This is a genomic window from Burkholderia sp. A2 (assembly GCF_001729305.1).
Taxonomy (GTDB): Bacteria; Pseudomonadota; Gammaproteobacteria; order Burkholderiales; family Burkholderiaceae; genus Burkholderia; species Burkholderia sola.
Genome location: NZ_LZXX01000002.1, coordinates 252,291 through 268,635 on the forward strand (window position 1 = coordinate 252,291; position 16,345 = coordinate 268,635).

17 protein-coding genes are annotated in these 16,345 nt (G+C 68.0%); 13 read left to right on the forward strand and 4 right to left on the reverse strand.

Annotated features, from left to right (window positions below; all coding sequences use genetic code 11):
• Positions 1–191 precede the first annotated feature (191 nt).
• Positions 192–1,049 (forward strand): EamA family transporter, encoded by an 858-nt coding sequence (locus tag A9Z05_RS01115; RefSeq protein WP_069616528.1) that lies wholly within the window; start codon positions 192–194, stop codon positions 1,047–1,049.
• 29 nt (positions 1,050–1,078) lie between these two features.
• Here the strand turns inward: A9Z05_RS01115 and A9Z05_RS01120 are convergent, their stop codons facing one another.
• Entirely contained in the window at positions 1,079–1,552 is a 474-nt protein-coding gene (locus A9Z05_RS01120; protein ID WP_069616529.1) for an Lrp/AsnC family transcriptional regulator, read from the reverse strand.
• Between the two features lie 320 nt (positions 1,553–1,872).
• On the opposite strand from A9Z05_RS01120, the gene A9Z05_RS01125 reads away from it, so the two are divergent.
• The 6 genes from A9Z05_RS01125 to A9Z05_RS01150 all read left to right on the forward strand — a co-directional run bounded on the left by A9Z05_RS01125 (position 1,873) and on the right by A9Z05_RS01150 (position 6,226).
• Positions 1,873–3,258, forward strand: coding sequence for an amino acid permease (locus A9Z05_RS01125; RefSeq protein ID WP_069616530.1), 1,386 nt, complete (start codon positions 1,873–1,875; stop codon positions 3,256–3,258).
• A 45-nt stretch (positions 3,259–3,303) separates the two neighbouring features.
• The gene (locus tag A9Z05_RS01130) at positions 3,304–4,506 is read left to right on the forward strand and encodes an amino acid aminotransferase (protein WP_069616531.1); all 1,203 of its coding nucleotides are present in this window, start codon (positions 3,304–3,306) and stop codon (positions 4,504–4,506) included.
• Between the two features lie 159 nt (positions 4,507–4,665).
• Positions 4,666–5,064 (forward strand): DUF488 domain-containing protein, encoded by a 399-nt coding sequence (locus A9Z05_RS01135; RefSeq protein WP_069616532.1) that lies wholly within the window; start codon positions 4,666–4,668, stop codon positions 5,062–5,064.
• A gap of 111 nt (positions 5,065–5,175) precedes the next feature.
• Complete coding sequence (locus tag A9Z05_RS01140) at positions 5,176–5,466, forward strand: DUF1488 domain-containing protein (RefSeq protein ID WP_069616533.1); 291 nt, start codon at positions 5,176–5,178, stop codon at positions 5,464–5,466.
• A 16-nt stretch (positions 5,467–5,482) separates the two neighbouring features.
• Complete coding sequence (locus A9Z05_RS01145; RefSeq protein WP_006479066.1) at positions 5,483–5,722, forward strand: hypothetical protein; 240 nt, start codon at positions 5,483–5,485, stop codon at positions 5,720–5,722.
• A gap of 153 nt (positions 5,723–5,875) precedes the next feature.
• Entirely contained in the window at positions 5,876–6,226 is a 351-nt protein-coding gene (locus A9Z05_RS01150; protein ID WP_069616534.1) for a metal ABC transporter ATPase, read from the forward strand.
• A 28-nt stretch (positions 6,227–6,254) separates the two neighbouring features.
• Here the strand turns inward: A9Z05_RS01150 and A9Z05_RS01155 are convergent, their stop codons facing one another.
• The 3 genes from A9Z05_RS01155 to lhpI form a co-directional block, all read right to left on the reverse strand.
• Positions 6,255–7,031 (reverse strand): helix-turn-helix domain-containing protein, encoded by a 777-nt coding sequence (locus A9Z05_RS01155; protein ID WP_069616535.1) that lies wholly within the window; start codon positions 7,029–7,031, stop codon positions 6,255–6,257.
• 16 nt (positions 7,032–7,047) lie between these two features.
• Positions 7,048–7,452, reverse strand: a complete 405-nt coding sequence (locus A9Z05_RS01160; RefSeq protein ID WP_069616536.1) for a response regulator transcription factor — start codon at positions 7,450–7,452, stop codon at positions 7,048–7,050.
• Positions 7,453–7,621: 169 nt separating this feature from the next.
• Positions 7,622–8,557, reverse strand: a complete 936-nt coding sequence (gene lhpI / locus A9Z05_RS01165) for a bifunctional Delta(1)-pyrroline-2-carboxylate/Delta(1)-piperideine-2-carboxylate reductase (RefSeq protein WP_069616600.1) — start codon at positions 8,555–8,557, stop codon at positions 7,622–7,624.
• A gap of 263 nt (positions 8,558–8,820) precedes the next feature.
• On the opposite strand from lhpI, the gene A9Z05_RS01170 reads away from it, so the two are divergent.
• The 6 genes from A9Z05_RS01170 to A9Z05_RS01195 all read left to right on the forward strand — a co-directional run bounded on the left by A9Z05_RS01170 (position 8,821) and on the right by A9Z05_RS01195 (position 16,186).
• Positions 8,821–9,558 (forward strand): FadR/GntR family transcriptional regulator, encoded by a 738-nt coding sequence (locus tag A9Z05_RS01170; RefSeq protein WP_069616537.1) that lies wholly within the window; start codon positions 8,821–8,823, stop codon positions 9,556–9,558.
• A gap of 145 nt (positions 9,559–9,703) precedes the next feature.
• Positions 9,704–10,825 carry a branched-chain amino acid ABC transporter substrate-binding protein gene (locus tag A9Z05_RS01175; RefSeq protein ID WP_069616538.1) on the forward strand — a complete coding sequence of 374 codons (1,122 nt, stop codon included), beginning with the start codon at positions 9,704–9,706 and terminating at the stop codon, positions 10,823–10,825.
• Positions 10,826–10,892: 67 nt separating this feature from the next.
• The gene (lhpH, locus tag A9Z05_RS01180) at positions 10,893–11,900 is read left to right on the forward strand and encodes a trans-3-hydroxy-L-proline dehydratase (protein WP_069616539.1); all 1,008 of its coding nucleotides are present in this window, start codon (positions 10,893–10,895) and stop codon (positions 11,898–11,900) included.
• A gap of 184 nt (positions 11,901–12,084) precedes the next feature.
• Entirely contained in the window at positions 12,085–14,676 is a 2,592-nt protein-coding gene (locus A9Z05_RS01185) for a penicillin-binding protein 1A (protein WP_069616540.1), read from the forward strand.
• A gap of 78 nt (positions 14,677–14,754) precedes the next feature.
• A complete protein-coding gene (locus tag A9Z05_RS01190; RefSeq protein ID WP_069616541.1) occupies positions 14,755–15,633 on the forward strand; it encodes a flagellar brake protein in 879 nt (292 codons plus the stop codon).
• Between the two features lie 223 nt (positions 15,634–15,856).
• Positions 15,857–16,186 (forward strand): DUF4148 domain-containing protein, encoded by a 330-nt coding sequence (locus A9Z05_RS01195; protein WP_069616542.1) that lies wholly within the window; start codon positions 15,857–15,859, stop codon positions 16,184–16,186.
• The last annotated feature ends 159 nt before the right edge of the window (positions 16,187–16,345 follow it).

Here is a 16,345-nt window from a genome sequence, read left to right on the forward strand (position 1 = left end):
GTCCACGTCGCATGCCGGGGCGTGGCGCTGCTTGCGGCGCAAGCAGCGCCGGGCGGGGCGATGGGGGGCCGCGGCCGGATCGTTTAGGGCGCGCCGTGCGTCGCTTTTCTGACAATCTGGTGACGCATTCATACTACGATGGACGCCTGCCGCGCACCGCGCGGCCTCCGACCCGTCAGCGAGGTTTCAGCGTGCCGATTCCCGTTCTGTTTGCCGTTCTGTGCGCGGCGTTCCTGCATGCGTCATGGAATGCGCTGGTGCGCAGCAGCGGCGACCGGCTGCGCTCGGCCACGGTGCTGCAGATCGCGATCGGGCTGTTCGCGCTGCTGTTCCTGCCGGCTGCCGCGCCGATCGCGCCGGCGAGCTGGCTCTGCGTCGTCGCGTCGGCCGTGATCCACGTCGTCTATACGCTGCTGCTCGTCCGCGCGTACGAACACGGCGACCTGAGCGTCGCGTACCCGGTCGCGCGCGGCACGGCGCCGCTGCTCGTCACGCTCGGCGCGGCGGCGTTCGCGGGCGAGCGCCTGAACCTCGGCGCGCAAGGCGGGCTCGTGCTGATCTGCGTGGGCATCATGGCGATCGGGCTGGAACGCGGGCGCGGCGCGAAACACCGGATGATGCAGGTGCTGCCGACGGCGTTCGCGACCGGCGTGTCGATCGCGGCCTATAGCGTGGTGGACGGGATCGGTGTGCGCGAGAGCGGCAGCACGGTCGGCTATACCGCGTGGATGTTCGTGCTGACGGGCGCGATGATGGCCGCGTACTACCGGCTGCGGGCGGGGCCGCTGCGGCTGACGCAGGAGGTCGGCGAGACGGCGAAGGCCGCCTGCGGCGGCGTGTTCGCGGCGCTCGCGTACGGCATCGTGATCTGGGCGATGGATCGCGCGCCGATGGGGCCGGTGTCGGCGCTGCGGGAGACGAGCGTGGTATTCGCGGCGCTGATTGCGCGCGTGTATCTCGGCGAGCGGCTGACGCCGCGCCGGGCGGCAGGGTGTCTGGTGATTGCTTGCGGAGCGTTGTTGATCAGTGCGTTCGAGGCGGTGCGGTGAGCGCATCGGCCTGATGCGCGCCGGGCGGGTCAGCTTTCCACCGGCATCGCACTCGTACACTTGATCTCGTCGAGGCACACGCTCGAATGCACGCCGCTCACGCCGGGAATGCGCATCAGCGTCTCGAGCAGGAATCGCGACAGCCCCTTCAGATCGTGCGCGACGACTTTCAGCACGTAATCGATGTCGCCCGTCACAGAGAAACATTCCTGGATCTGCGCGAGATCCGACACGAGTTTCTGGAATTTCGACAAATCGCGGATATGCCCGCGCTCCATCGTCACATGCACGAACGCGGTGACGCCGAAGCCCAGCGTGTCGGGGCAGAGCCGGGTTTCGTAGCGGCGGATCGCGCCGATTTCCTCCAGCCGCCGGTGACGTCGCAGCGTTTGCGCGGGTGACAGTCCCACGGCCTTCGCCAGATCGAGGTTCGACGCGCGGCCGTTCTCCTGCAGCACCGACAGCAACTGACGATCGATACGATCGAGAACCGGGTCAGGCATTTTTGTTTCCTCATTCGTCTCCCGGATGCAATCTTATCTCATAATGTAGGGTTTGCATGAGCGGGTTACGCAACCCGATTTCGCGGTCGCGACGCTAAACTGACGCCGGATTTTCGTGTGCGGTCGCAGCAGTGGGGCGCGGGCGGACGAGTCGGCGGCCAGCCAGGCCGCACACCGACGCGAATCGGCTGCTCGCCACGCGAAAATTGCAGTCCCCAACCCGGCGGCTCCACGAACGGCCGCCGGCACAGCAAAACAGCGCCCGGCACACCGAGGCGCGCCGCACCGCTTCCGGCGGAGGCGGGCAGAATGGAGAAGACATGGTTTCTGGAAACGAGAGCGACGGCCTGAAGCGCGGGCTGAAGAACCGGCACATCCAGCTGATTGCGCTCGGCGGCGCGCTCGGCACCGGGCTGTTCCTCGGCATCGCGCAGACGATCAAGATGGCCGGCCCGTCCGTGCTGCTCGGCTATGCGGTGGCCGGCATCGTTGCGTTCTTCATCATGCGCCAGCTCGGCGAGATGGTCGTCGACGAGCCCGTCGCCGGCTCGTTCAGCTACTTCGCGAACAAATACGTCGGCCACTTCACCGGCTTCCTGTCCGGCTGGAATTACTGGGTGCTGTACATCCTCGTCAGCATGGCCGAATTGTCGGCCGTGGGGATCTACGTCCAGTACTGGTGGCCCGGCGTGCCGACCTGGGTGTCGGCGCTGGTGTTCTTCGTCGCGATCAACCTGCTGAACCTGGCCAGCGTGAAGTCGTACGGCGAGACGGAATTCTGGTTCTCGATCATCAAGGTCGCCGCGATCATCGGGATGATCGGCTTCGGCGGCTGGCTGCTCGTGAGCGGCCACGCCGGGCCGGAAGCGAGTGTCGCGAACCTGTGGCAGCACGGCGGGTTCTTCCCGAACGGCGTGTCTGGGCTCGTGATGTCGATGGCCGCGATCATGTTCTCGTTCGGCGGGCTCGAGCTGATCGGCATCACCGCGGCCGAGGCCGACGATCCGAAGCGCAGCATTCCGCGCGCGACCAACCAGGTCATCTACCGCATCCTGATTTTCTACATCGGCGCGCTGGCCGTGCTGCTGTCGCTGTATCCGTGGGAGAAGGTCGTCACCGGCGGCAGCCCGTTCGTGCTGATCTTCCACGCGCTGAGCAGCAACCTGGTCGCGAACGTGCTGAACGTCGTCGTGCTGACGGCCGCGCTGTCGGTCTACAACAGCGGCGTGTACAGCAACAGCCGGATGCTGTTCGGCCTCGCGCAACAGGGCAACGCGCCGAAGGTGCTGTGCTCGGTCAACAAGCGCGGCATTCCGCTCGCCGCGCTCGGTGCGTCGGCGCTCGCGACCGGCGTGTGCGTGCTGGTCAACTACTTCATGCCGGGCAAGGCGTTCGAAGTGCTGATGGGCCTCGTCGTATCGGCGCTGATCATCAACTGGGCGATGATCACGGTGATCCACCTGAAGTTCCGCCAGGCCAAGCGTGCTGCCGGGGAGCAGACTTCCTTCCGCAGTCTGGGCTATCCTTTCACGAATTACCTGTGCCTGGCGTTCATGGCCGGCATTCTCGTCGTGATGTACCTGACGCCGGATCTCCGTCTGTCGGTGTACCTGATCCCGGTATGGCTCGCGGTGCTCGCGATCGGGTATCGCTTCCGTCAGAAGAATGCCGGCTTTGCGGTACACGACGGCGCGTCCGCACGCTGACGCAGGACACGACCGACCATTCTTCAAACGAGACCGACTCAAGCCATGTTCGAACACATCGACGCGTACCCGGGCGACCCGATCCTGACGCTCAACGAGAACTTCCAGAAAGATCCGCGCGATCAGAAGGTCAACCTGAGCATCGGGATCTATTTCGACGCCGAAGGCCGGATTCCGGTGCTGGGCGCCGTGCGCGAAGCCGAAACCGCGCTGCAGCGCGACAGCGGCCCGAAGCCGTACCTGCCGATGGTTGGCCTGGCCGCGTACCGCGACGCCGTGCAATCGCTGGTGTTCGGCGCCGATCATCCGGCCCGCGCGGCCGGCCGCATCGCGACGCTGCAGACGCTCGGCGGCTCGGGCGCGCTGAAGGTCGGCGCCGATTTCCTGAAGCGCTATTTCCCGGATTCGCAGGTGTGGCTCAGCGATCCGAGCTGGGAGAACCATCGCTTCATCTTCGAGCGCGCCGGCTTCACGGTGAACACGTATCCGTACTACGACGAGGCCACGGGCGGCCTGAAGTTCGACGCGATGCTCGCGGCGATCGACGCGCTGCCGGCGCGCAGCATCGTGCTGCTGCACGCGTGCTGCCATAACCCGACCGGCGTCGATCTCGACGAAGGCCAGTGGGAGAAGCTGATCGACGTGATCGAGGCGCGCGGGCTGCTGCCGTTCGTCGACATGGCGTACCAGGGCTTCGGCGCGGGTCTCGACGCGGACGCGTTCGCGGTGCGCGAACTGGCCCGCCGCGGCGTGCCGACGCTCGTCGCGAACTCGTTCTCGAAGAACTTTTCGCTGTACGGCGAGCGCGTGGGCGGCCTGAGCGTCGTCTGCGAGGACGCGGCCGCGGCCGAGCGCGTGCTCGGCCAGCTGGCCGGCGCCGTGCGCTCGAACTACAGCAACCCGCAGACTTACGGCGCGAAGGTCGTCGCGGCCGTGCTCGGCACGCCGGCGCTGCGCAAGCAGTGGGAAGAGGAACTGTCGGCGATGTGCCGCCGCATCGCGCGGATGCGCCAGTCGATCCACGACGGCCTGCGCGACCACGTGAGCGGCGAAGCGCTCACGCGCTACGTGAAGCAGCGCGGGATGTTCACGTACACGGGCCTGACCGAATCGCAGGTCGACGCGCTGCGCGAGGTGCACGGCGTATACATCCTGCGCTCGGGCCGGATGTGCGTGGCGGGCCTGAACGACTCGAACGTCGGCATCGTCGCGGACGCGATCGGCAAGGTGCTGAAGAGCGGCGTCTGAACGCGGCGCGCCCCGGCGCGCAACGGTGAAGAACCGGCTGTTTCCCGTCGCGGGAACAGCCGGTTTTTTGTTGGGCGGCCGTCATGTGCGATGCGCGGCTGACGCACGGGCAGGCGCGGCGGTACGATCACGGGATCGTACGCCATGCAGAGGAGCGACATGGGCATCCGGATCATCCAGCTCGGCACGCCGCGCGCGGCCGGCGAGGGCCTGAGGATCGGCACGGTGCGGCGGCCGCCGCGCGGCGTACCGAAGGCGGAATTCGCGTCGCGCGACTACTATGATGTATGGTTGCCGACGCTGTCGCCAAGCCCCGAGCTCGTCGCGCAGGCGCAGGCCGCCGAAACCGACGCCGAATGGAACGCGTTCAAGCGCCGCTTCCGCGCGGAGATGGCGCACGGCGATCCGGCCAAGGTGCTGGACCTGCTGGCCGCGCTGTCGGCGACGACCGCGTTCTCGATCGGCTGCTACTGCGACGACGAAAACCATTGTCACCGCAGCGTGCTGCGCGAGCTGCTCGCGCAGCGCGGCGCGGCGATCGAGCCCGGCGCCGGCTGAAGCGGGGGCGCGCGGCGGCACCGCGATCGTGCGGTGCAGCGAGCCCGTTGACGTGGGTCAAGCGCGCGGCCGCGCGCGCCACTATGCTCTCGTCATGGAGCCATCACGACGATGACGAACCGACCGATGCACATCGTTTTCCCGTCCGAACCGCCGGAATACTGCGCGCGCGATCTGGTCGTCGCGTTTTCGGCGCTGGTCGACGGGCGTTGCGTTCAGTGCGCGGTCACGGCCGAGGCGCTGGAAGACCATTTCGGTGCGCGGTCGCTGCTCGAACGCGATCTGCTGGGCGCATTCGACGCGCACCGGTCGGCCATCGAGGCGATGGCACGACGAATGCTCGAGGAAATCGGCGGCCGGCCGGTGCTGCTGCATAGCGGGCACTTCCGGCTCGAAGGCTGATACCGCAGGAGGGCGCATGACACTGCAGGGCAACATTCACGAACGCGACTGGTCGGTCGAAGTGGAGACGCGCCCGTGCGAATCGGGCGAATTCCGCTGCCGCGTGTCGGTCGAGCACGGCGCCGGCGCCGCGCGGTTTCATCATACGTTCGAGCACAGCCACGCGTATCCGACGGAGCGCGAGGCGATGATCGAAGGGCTGCGGGCCGGCATGACGTGGATCGAGATGAAGGCATCGCAGACCTTCAACGTCTGAACGGTCCCGCGCCTGTCGGGCGCGGGCAGACTATCGGCCGGCAGCGATCGAAAAATGCGCGCCGCGCCACGGGAAACACGGGCCGCCACATCGTGAGGCGGCCGGTACATGCAAGGCGGTCGACGAGCGGGCGGCCCCGTCAGGAGAGACGACATGGGCGTGGGCATGCAGATCGCCTGCCTCGGATTCACGGGTTCGGCTGCGGTCGAGGCCGAAGCCGGCGCGCAACTGGTGCGACTTGAGCGGTTTCGCGCGTGGATCGAAGGCTGCCATCTCGCGATCGAATCGCGCACGGCGACCGATGGCGCGCGCCGGTACGACGTACGGCTGGACCTGGTGATGCGCGACGCGACGCGCCGGCCGCTGCCGCCGTGCGTCGGAGCCGACGTGGACGACGCGTTGCGTCGCGCGTTCGAGCAGGCCGAACGGGCGCTGCTCACGTGGCAGGCCGGCGCCGCAACGGTCGCGCTGCGCGACGCGGCGACAGGCGACGCGATGCAGTGACGCGGCGCCCGTCCTCAGGCGCCGCGTGTCAGACCCGCGCGAGCGCTTGCGCGTCGATGATGCGCACGCGCTTGCCGCGCGTTTCGACGAGCGCGTCGCGATGGAACCGCGAGAACATCCGGCTGACGGTTTCGAGCTTCATCCCGAGATAGCAGCCGATTTCCTCGCGCGTCATCCGCAGGTTGAATTCGGTCGCCGAATAGCCGCGCGCCTCGAATCGCGACGACAGGTTCAGCAGAAAATGCGCAACGCGCTGCTCGGCCGACATCGTGCCGAGCAACAACATCTGGCTCGATTCGCGGACGATTTCGCCGCTCAGCATCTGGTAGAGGAAGTGCTGCATCGGCTTGATCTCGCGGCACGCGGCTTCGAGCGCGCCGAACGGGATGATGCATACCACGCTGTCCTCCAGCGCGATCGCGTCGCAGCAGTGCTGGCCGCTGCCGATGCCGTCCATCCCGAGCGTTTCGCCGGCGATCTGGAAGCCCGTCACGTGCTCGCGGCCGTCGCGATGCATCATCACCGTCTTGAACGAACCCGCGCGCACCGCATAGATGCTCTGGAACGGATCGTCGGTGCGGAACAGCGCGTCGCCCTGGCGAACCTGCCGCGTCGTGCAGATGATCGCGTCGAGGCGGCCGTATTCGGCGGGCGTCAGGTGCGGCGGCAGGCACATCGAGCGCATCGCGCAGGCCGAGCAGCGTGCGGCCGGATGCTTGGCGGCGTCGGCGCGCGCGGCCGGGCGCAGCGGAATCGTTGGCCGGGGTACGAAGGACACGTCGGCGAAGGCGGTGGCGGTGGACATGAGGCGCTCCGGCTCGTCAAGGGCGGCGCACGCGCGCGTGCACCAGGGATTCGATGACACGGCATGCGGCGTCGAATTCGACGGTCTTGTCGAAGAAGTAGTCGGCTCCCGCCGTCGCGCATGCCTCTCTGAATGCCGGCGCCGAGTGGTTCGTCAGCACGATCGTGACGATGCGCGGCGCGGCCTTCGACAGCATCCCGATCAGGTCGAGACCGCTGCCGTCCGCGAGCCGCACGTCGACGATCACCACGTCCGCACGGCTGCTGCGGATATGCGTCCACGCGTCCTGGCCGTCTTCCGCTTCGCCCACGACGGCGACGCCGCGGATCGCGCCGACGAGCAGCGCGATCCGCTGGCGGACGGCAACCGCGTGATCGACGAGAAACACCCTGAGTGCGGCGGGCGACAGGCTGACATTCATGCCGGCAGTATCGTGGTGCGCCGCCGAAATTGAAATCGGCCGAATTGGAACTTCGTGTAGGCCGCTTCGACGCGGTGTAGGGCGTTTCCTACACCGCGTACGGGAAATCGCCGGTATGAATCCGACGATGCGATGCCGCGTGAGCGGCGCGACCGGTTGCGCGGCCCGGTCAGCCGGCGCGGCGCGCGGCCAGCGCGTCGCGCGCGGTGCGGCATGCGGCCAGGTCCCACGCGGCGCAGCCGACGCTCTTGAACAGCAGCGGGCCGCCGCGGGCGAAGGCGCCGTTCAGCACGTCGGCGAGCGATGCGACGTGCTGCCAGTCGACCTGCGCGACGATCAGGTCGCCGGCTTCGTGGCGCGCGCCGGCCGGATCGTCGACGACGAGCCGGCTGCCCCGCACCGTGTTCGCGTCGATCTCGGCGGCATCCGCGGTAAACGCGCCGACGCCGACCACGAGCCGGCCTTCGCGCGCGGCTTCGCGGTAGACGGGCGTGCGGCTCGTCGTCAGCGTGACGACCACGTCGATCGCGTCGGGAATCGCGTCGCCGTCGAGCGGCGCGAGTCGACGCGCATGCGCGCGGTGGGCGGCGCAGAAGGCGGCCGCGCTGTCCGCGCTCGTGCCGCGCACGTGAAGGCGCGCGTCCGGAAAGATCGCCGCGAACGCTTCCGCGTGATTGACCGCCTGCTTGCCGGTGCCGATCAGCAGGATGTCGCGCGGCGCGGCGCCATGCAGCGCCTGGATGCCGAGCGCGGTGATCGCCGCCGTGCGGCGGCCCGTGACGGTCGGGCCGTCGAGCGCGAAGCGCATTTCGCCGGTCGTCGCGTCGTACGCGGTGACCTGGCCGAGAATCGTCGGCAGCCCGCGTGCGCCGTTGCCGGGACACACGTTCACGAGCTTGTGGCTCGCCAGGTCGTGTGCGCTCGACGGCATCGACAGCATCACACCGCCGCCTTGCAGCGGCACGACCAGGCGTTCGGGGCTGACGATGTCGCCTGCCGCATAGTCGACGACCGCTTGCCTGAGCGTGGCGAGCAGCGCCGGGTAGTCGAGCAGCGCGGCCGTGTCGGCCGCATCGAAAACGGGAATCGGGGAAAAGGCGGTCATCGTGTACGTCGGGGCGTCGGTGAGCGTGGACGGCGGGCGCATGCCGCGGCCGCCGCGGGTCTGCCGGGTACCGTGACACAGGGCAGTGTGGATCGAATTTATACCACTTGTTGGCGCGCCTGCAACCCAGAAAATAAAGCGCCCCATCGATTTTGGTTCTAATATCTGGCCAGAAGGCTCGCCGCTGCCGCGCTGCGCCCGCCGCTCCGGTATAGTGCGAACCCATTCCAGATCCACGCCCGCGAACGGGCAGGAGCCACACGATGATGTCCGCGCGTCCCGACTCACTCGAAGGCGGTTTCAGGCCGCTGCAGATCTACGAGCAGGTAGCCGAAAAGATCCGCGACGAGATCCGCGCGGGGCGCTACGCGGCCGAGTCGCGGCTGCCGTCCGAGCGCGAGCTCGCGGCGCTGTTCCAGGTCGGCCGGCCGGCCGTGCGCGAAGCGCTCGGCGCGCTGCAGAACGAAGGGCTCGTGTTCACGAAGCGCAATTCGGGTACCTACGTCGTCGCGGCCCCGCTCGACGTGCTCGCCCAGCGCGGCGACGCGCACGCGGCATCCGAGGCGGACTTCAGCCCGACGTCGACGCTCGACGTGCGGCTGATCCTCGAGCCCGCGATCGCGCGCCTCGCGGCCGCCCATGGCCGCGCCGACCCCGGCGCCGAGCGCTATCTCGCGCAGATGGAAACCATCACCGACGTCGACGATCCGCATCAGCGCGCGCTGTGGAACGAGAGCGACCGTCTGTTCCACCGGCAGCTCGCGCTGATGACCGGCGACGCGTTGATCGTGAAGATCGCGGACGAAGTCGCGAAGACGATGGATCAGCCGCTGTGGAAGCGGCTGAAGGACGACGGTATCTACGACGCGGGCCGGATCCGGCTCTACGTGTCCGAGCATCGGCTGATCTATGAGGCGATCGTGTCCGGGGATGCCGATGCGGCCGCGTTCTATGTCGAACAGCACATTCGCCGCGTGCGGCGCGACATTGCGCCGAAATGATGCGCCCGGCCCGCCGTTGGCGTTGGCGTGGGCGTTGACGTTGGTCTTCAATATGACCAAAATCCCGATAATTATTTTGAAATTGCTTGAGATGTGACCACGCATGTCCTACATTGGTTTCACACAAAACCAATCAGGAGACATCATGCGACACCTCGTGACCGCGTTTTCGGTGGCGGTTGCCGCCGGCGCGCTGACTTCCGCTCATGCGCAGGAAGTCGTGATGATCGGCCACTCGGCGCCGCTCACGGGCCCGCAGGCCGCCAACGGCAAGGACAACGAAAACGGCGCGCGGCTCGCGATCGACGAGCTCAACAAGGCCGGCGTGAAGGTCGGCGGGAAGACCGTGACCTTCAAACTGGTTTCCGAAGACGACCAGGCCGATCCGAAGGCAGGCGTGCAGGTCGCGCAGAACCTCGTCGATAAAGGCGTCGTCGCGGTGCTCGGGCCGTACAACTCGGGCGTCGCGATCCCGGCTTCGCGCGTGTATTCGACTGCCGGGGTGCCGATCCTGCCGGTTGCGTCGAACCCGGCGCTGACGAAGCAGGGCTTCAAGAACATCTTCCGGATCGGCGCGAGCGACGAGCAGCTCGGCGGCACGATGGCCACGTTCGCCGCGAAGACGCTGAACGCGAAAACCGCCGCCGTGATCGACGATCGCACCGCGTACGGGCAGGGCGTCGCCGAGCAATTCATGAACGTCGCGAAGGCGAACGGGATCAAGATCGTCGACCAGGAATACACGAACTCGTCGGCCACCGATTTCCTCGGCATTCTCACCAAGATCAAGGCCGCCAACCCCGACGTGATCTTCCTCGGCGGCTATGCGGCGCAGGGCGCGCCGATGGCCAAGCAGATGAAGCAGCGCGGCTTGCGCGCGAAGCTGCTCGGCGGCGACGGCATCTGTTCGGCCGACATGGGCAAGGTCGCGGGCGAGGCCGCGTCGATCGTCTATTGCGCGCAGGGCGGCGTCGCGCTCGAGAAGACGCCGGCCGGGCGCGAATTCCTGAAGAAGTACCACGACGCCTATCACACCGATACGCAGGTCTACGGCGTCAACTACTACGACGGCGTGAAGCTGCTCGCCGACGCGATGGTCAAGGCCGGCACGACCACCGACAAGGCGAAGCTGAGCGCGCAGCTCGCGAAGTCGAACTACGCGGGCGTCGCAGGCACCTATTCGTTCGACGCGAACGGCGACCTGAAGGGCGCGCCGACCACCGTCTACGTGATCCGCAACGGGCTGCCGGCACCGTACGCGAAGTAATTGCCGCGCGCCTCTCATCGGACGGCGGCCGTGCCGCCGTCTTTCGTTTCAACGCATCCGATCCGCCATGAAAATTTCCCGATCCCTGTCCACCGTCGAAGTGCACACCGGCGGCGAGGCGTTCCGCATCGTCACGAGCGGGTTGCCGCGCCTGCCCGGCGACACGATCGTCCAGCGCCGCGCGTGGCTCGAGGAGCACGCCGACGAGATTCGCCGTGCGCTGATGTTCGAACCGCGCGGCCACGCCGACATGTACGGCGGCTATCTGACCGAGCCCGTCTCGCCGAACGCCGATTTCGGCGTGATCTTCGTGCACAACGAAGGCTACAGCGACCATTGCGGACATGGCGTGATCGCGCTGTCGACCGCGGCCGTCGAACTCGGCTGGGTGCAGCGCACGGTGCCGGAAACGCGGATCGGCATCGACGCGCCGTGCGGCTTCATCGAGGCGTTCGTCCGGTGGGATGGCGAGCATGCGGGGCCCGTGCGCTTCGTCAACGTGCCGTCGTTCATCTGGCGGCGCGACGTGTCGGTCGACACGCCGTCGTTTGGCACCGTGACCGGCGACATCGCGTATGGCGGCGCGTTCTATTTCTACGTCGACGGCGCGCCGTTCGACCTGCCGGTGCGCGAATCGGCGGTCGAGAAACTGATTCGCTTCGGCGCCGAGGTGAAGGCCGCCGCGAACGCGAAATATCCGGTCGCGCATCCGGAGATCCCGGAAATCAACCATATCTACGGCACGATCATCGCGAACGCGCCGCGCCACGCGGGTTCGACGCAGGCGAACTGCTGCGTGTTCGCGGATCGCGAGGTCGACCGCTCGCCGACCGGTTCCGGCACCGGCGGCCGCGTCGCGCAGCTCTACCAGCGCGGGCTGCTCGCCGCAGACGATACGCTCGTCAACGAATCGATCGTCGGCACGGTCTTCAAGGGCCGCGTGCTGCGCGAAACGACGGTCGGCGACATCCCGGCCGTGATCCCGGAAGTGGAAGGCAGCGCGCATATCTGCGGGTTCGCGAACTGGATCGTCGACGAGCGCGATCCGCTCACGTACGGATTTCTCGTGCGCTGAGCCGCGGCGCGGCTCGCGCCGCTGTCGCGCCCCGTCGCGCGGCGTTCAGGTTGTCGTACCAGGTTTGGCGCGTCGCTCCGGTTGCCGGACACGCGCCTTTTTTGCGCGAGCGCCGTCGTCATCCCGCCCCGCGTGTGCCGGCCCAGGGCCGCCGCGGGCCGGTCGGCCGCGCGAGTTTGGTACGATGCAGCCTTTTCAGCCGAGCTCCACCCGCGTGAATCGCCGAAACGTGTCGTCAGTGCGTGCCTTGTGTGCCAGATGGGTCGCGCGCGCCCAACCCGTCGCGGCGGCCGCCGTCGCGCGGGTCAAGCCTCTCGCCGCCACCGCGTGGCGCCATGTCCGCCACCCGACGCGCCGTGGCGCGCTGCTCGCGGCCGCCGCCGTGCCGGCCCTGTTCGCGGTGTACGTGGTCGCGCTCATCCCGTTCACGCCGGGCATCGGCGACATCCGCAAGGCGCGCGTCGACCAGCCCGCGCAGGTGCTGTCCGCCGACGGCAAGCTGCTGGCCGAATTCAAGCCGTCGAACCGCGAATGGGTGTCGCTCAAGCAGATCTCGCCGCACATGGTCGACGCGCTGATCGCGACCGAGGATCACCGCTTCTACGAACACCACGGCCTCGACTGGAAGCGCACCGCGTCGGCCGCGCTCCATACGTTCTCGGGCAGCCGCCAGGGCGGCTCGACAATCACGCAGCAGCTCGCGCGCAACCTGTATCCGGACGAGATCGGCCGCGCGCCGACGCTCACGCGCAAGGTGAAGGAGGCGATCACCGCGCTGAAGATCGAGGCCGTCTACAGCAAGGACCAGATCCTCGAGACCTACCTGAACACGGTGCCGTTCCTGTACAACGCGTACGGCGTCGAGATGGCCGCGCGCACCTATTTCGACAAGTCGGCCGACGAACTCGACGTGCTCGACAGCGCGACGCTCGTCGGGATGCTGAAGGGCAACAGCTACTACAACCCGGTGCTGAACCCCGAGCGCGCGCTGCAGCGGCGCAACACGGTGCTCGGCCAGATGGTGAAGTACGGCAAGCTGTCGCCGGCGCAGTTCGCGCAGCTGCAGCGCCGGCCGCTGCGCATCGACTTCGAGCGCCAGAAGGAGCCGCCCGGGCCGGCGCCGCATTTCGCGCAGCAGTTGCGCAAGTGGCTGATCGCGTGGGCCGATCGCAACGACTACAACATCTACTCGGACGGGCTGATCGTGCGCACGACGATCGATTCGCGGCTCCAGCAGATGGCGACGCAGGCGCTCACGCTGCAGGGCAATCAGCTGCAGGGCATCGCGAACAACGCGTGGAGCGGCCGCGACGGCTGCGGCACCGACAACGAGGTATTCCGCACGTTCATGCGCGAATCGCCCGAGTACAAGGCCGCGCAGGATGCCGGCAAGGACGATGCCGCGGCGATGAAGATGCTCGCGGCCGACCGCGGCTTCCTGCACGCGCTGTGCAAGGCGAAGACCGACGTGCAGGCCGGCTTCCTCGCGATCGATCCGCGCGACGGGCAGATCCGCGCGTGGGTCGGCAGCCGCGACTTCACCCGCGAGCCGTTCGACCACGTCGCGCAGGCGCGGCGCCAGCCGGGCTCGACGTTCAAGCCGTTCGTCTATGGCGCCGCGTTCGCGGGCGGGATGAAGCCGGAGGATACGTTTATCGACCAGCCGGTCGAGATCCCGCTGAAGGGCGGGGAGATCTGGCGGCCGAACGATGATGCGCCGCCGACCGGCAAGCCGATGACGCTGCGCGACGCCGTCGCGCTGTCACGCAACCGGATCACCGCGCAGGTGATGGAGAAGGTCGGGCCGGCCGCCGTCGCGCGGCTGGCGCGGGACATGGGCGTGCGCGAAAGTCCGCTCGAACGCGTGCCGTCGCTCGCGCTCGGCACGAGCCCCGTCACGCTGAAGGAAATGGTCGTGTCGTACGCGACGATCGCCAACGGCGGGCTGTACGTCGAACCGCAGATGGTGACGCGTATCGAGAACCGCCAGGGCGAGGTGCTCGCCGAATACGCGCCGGCGCCGCCCGAGCGCGCGCTCGATGCCGAAACCGACAAGACGCTGCTCGACGTGATGCGCGACGTCGTGACGCGCGGCACGGGCGGCAGCATCCGCACGCGCTTCGGGATCCGCGGCGACGTGGCCGGCAAGACCGGCACGACGCAGGACAACGCGGACGGCTGGTTCATCCTGATGCAGCCGGGCCTCGTCGCCGGCGCGTGGGTCGGATTCGACGACGGCCGCGTGACGCTGCGCAGCGATTACTGGGGGCAGGGCGCGCACAGCGCGCTGCCGATCGTCGGCGATTTCTTCCAGCGCGCGCAGCGCGCCCGGATCGTCGATACGAAGGCGAAATTCGATACCGAGCCGTCGCCGGGCTGGTTCGGATCGCTGCGCGAGCGCGTGACCGACCTGTTCGATACGTGGTTTCCGCCCGAGCCGAAGAAGGCGCCCGCACCGGTCAGGACGCAGCGTATCGAGCGCCCGGCCGAGACCGACGAAGAGGCGGCATCGGCGGCTTCGGCCGTATCGGCGCCGGATGCCGCGTCCGGCGGCATCGTCGAGGAATGGGTGCCGGCGTCCGAAGTGGCCGCGTCGGCCGCCGCGCTGTCGGCGGGTGCATCGCAGCCTGCGCAGCCGCCGGCAGGCGCCAGCATGACGAGCGGAAGCAGCGTCGGGATCGGCGCGGCGCCGTCGGCCGTGCCGGCTCCGGTTCCCGCTCCCGCTCCGCCAGTGCCGGTGCCGGCCGCGCCCGATACCACGGGCGCTTCGCAGTAACGAAGCCGTTCAGATCCGCGCGATGTTGCCGTAATCAAGTTGTCACGATAGCTCGCGCGGTCGCTCCGCGCTTCTCCGATGCGGCTTTCCACCGACTACGTCGCGCTCGCGCGCGACGATCTTTCCGCCGGCGTCCCGCTCGGCTTCGACCTCTACGACGCCGACGGCACCGCGCTCCTGCCGGCCGGCACGACGCTGCAGGATGCCGCGCAGCATGCTTTCCTGTTCGACCATTTCCACCCCGTACGCCGCCGCGAGGACGCCGACACCGAGCCGAGCGTGCCCGGGACGGTGGGCACACCCGCCACGCGCATGGCCTTGTCGGCGGGCGCCGCGATCGGCATTCGCCGCCGGGTCGGCACGGCGCGCGCGCTGCAACGCTGCCGGTTGATCGGCGTCGGTGCGTCGGGCGCGCTGTTCGTCGAACCGCAACCCGCCGCCGCGCTCGAGTTTGCACGCGGCGACGACATCGAAGCGGTGGCGATCGGCGCTGCCGCGGTATTCCGTTTCGGCGCGACGGTCGAATCGGTGCACGCATCGGGCGCCGCGCCGTTCATGATCCTGTCGCCGCCCGGCTTCGTCGAGCGGCTGCGTGCGCGCGCGGAGCCACGCGTGCCGGTGCGCATCGCGGCCTGCTGCAGCGGCGCGACGCAGGGGGCGGAAAGCATCGGGATGGTGCACGACATCAGCCTGAGCGGCTTGTCGATCGCCGTCGACCGGCCGATCGCCGCCACCGGCGAGCCGTTGCGCGTGCTGCTTCCGTACGAAACCGGCGGCCGCGTCGAGCAACTGGCGCTCGACGGCACGGTGCGGGCCGTGCATGCCGACCCGGCGGCCCCGACGCTGACGCTGCATCATGCGGCGTTCGGCGACATCGATGCCGACGATCGGGTGCGCCTCAAGGCGTTGCTGTTCGACAGGCAGATGGCATCGGTGAATACCGTTCGCCTGCGCTGACGCGCTGCCGAGCGTGCTGGATGCCGAAGCGCGGCATTCGGTGCGCGAGCGTCGATAATCGTCTGATGAATTGCGTTATTCCCGTGCGATTGTACGGTTTCGATCAACAGTGAATTTGCGATTTAAGTATTTACCCTGATAGTCGCGCCTCCTAGACTTCTACTCATGCGCAACGACCCCGAGTCCGAAGCGCCTGACAAAACAATCCTGGAGGTAACGCATCATGAAATCGCTGATCAAGGCAGTTGCACTGGCCGCCCTGGTGGCCGCACCGGTCGTCTCGTTCGCCCAATCGAACCCGCAGCCGCTGACGCGCGCGCAAGTGCGCGCCGAGCTGGTCCAGCTCGAAAAGGCCGGCTACAACCCGAACGACTGGATCAACTATCCGGAAAACATCCAGGCCGCCCAGGCCAAGATCGCCGCCGCGCAGAACACTGGCGCGCAAGCCGACGCAACCGGCTACGGTTCGAACCCGGTCGCGACGTCGCAGTCGGGCCAGCGCGCGGTCGTGCCGGCCGTCAACGACCGCTCGTCGGTGTACTTCGGCCACTAAGCCGGCTGTTGTGTCGCGGCCCTTGGGGCCGTGGCCGGAAGCATGTCGAGAAAGCCCGCACTCGTTTCAGTGACGAGTGCGGGCTTTTTCAATGGATGCGCAACGGTCGGATGCGCTCGCCGTCAGGAAAACACGACAACCAGCGAAATCGCATCTCGG

Coding starts and splice junctions, on each gene's coding strand:
- A9Z05_RS01175 (WP_069616538.1), top strand. CDS start 9,704: ATGCGACACCTCGTGACCGCGTTTTCGGTGGCGGTTGCCGCCGGCGCG.
- A9Z05_RS01160 (WP_069616536.1), bottom strand. CDS start 7,452: ATGAATGTCAGCCTGTCGCCCGCCGCACTCAGGGTGTTTCTCGTCGAT.
- lhpI (WP_069616600.1), bottom strand. CDS start 8,557: ATGACCGCCTTTTCCCCGATTCCCGTTTTCGATGCGGCCGACACGGCC.
- A9Z05_RS01120 (WP_069616529.1), bottom strand. CDS start 1,552: ATGCCTGACCCGGTTCTCGATCGTATCGATCGTCAGTTGCTGTCGGTG.
- A9Z05_RS01155 (WP_069616535.1), bottom strand. CDS start 7,031: ATGTCCACCGCCACCGCCTTCGCCGACGTGTCCTTCGTACCCCGGCCA.
- A9Z05_RS01125 (WP_069616530.1), top strand. CDS start 1,873: ATGGTTTCTGGAAACGAGAGCGACGGCCTGAAGCGCGGGCTGAAGAAC.
- A9Z05_RS01185 (WP_069616540.1), top strand. CDS start 12,085: ATGCAGCCTTTTCAGCCGAGCTCCACCCGCGTGAATCGCCGAAACGTG.
- A9Z05_RS01195 (WP_069616542.1), top strand. CDS start 15,857: ATGAAATCGCTGATCAAGGCAGTTGCACTGGCCGCCCTGGTGGCCGCA.
- A9Z05_RS01130 (WP_069616531.1), top strand. CDS start 3,304: ATGTTCGAACACATCGACGCGTACCCGGGCGACCCGATCCTGACGCTC.
- A9Z05_RS01150 (WP_069616534.1), top strand. CDS start 5,876: ATGGGCGTGGGCATGCAGATCGCCTGCCTCGGATTCACGGGTTCGGCT.
- A9Z05_RS01170 (WP_069616537.1), top strand. CDS start 8,821: ATGATGTCCGCGCGTCCCGACTCACTCGAAGGCGGTTTCAGGCCGCTG.
- A9Z05_RS01190 (WP_069616541.1), top strand. CDS start 14,755: ATGCGGCTTTCCACCGACTACGTCGCGCTCGCGCGCGACGATCTTTCC.
- lhpH (WP_069616539.1), top strand. CDS start 10,893: ATGAAAATTTCCCGATCCCTGTCCACCGTCGAAGTGCACACCGGCGGC.
- A9Z05_RS01140 (WP_069616533.1), top strand. CDS start 5,176: ATGACGAACCGACCGATGCACATCGTTTTCCCGTCCGAACCGCCGGAA.
- A9Z05_RS01145 (WP_006479066.1), top strand. CDS start 5,483: ATGACACTGCAGGGCAACATTCACGAACGCGACTGGTCGGTCGAAGTG.
- A9Z05_RS01135 (WP_069616532.1), top strand. CDS start 4,666: ATGGGCATCCGGATCATCCAGCTCGGCACGCCGCGCGCGGCCGGCGAG.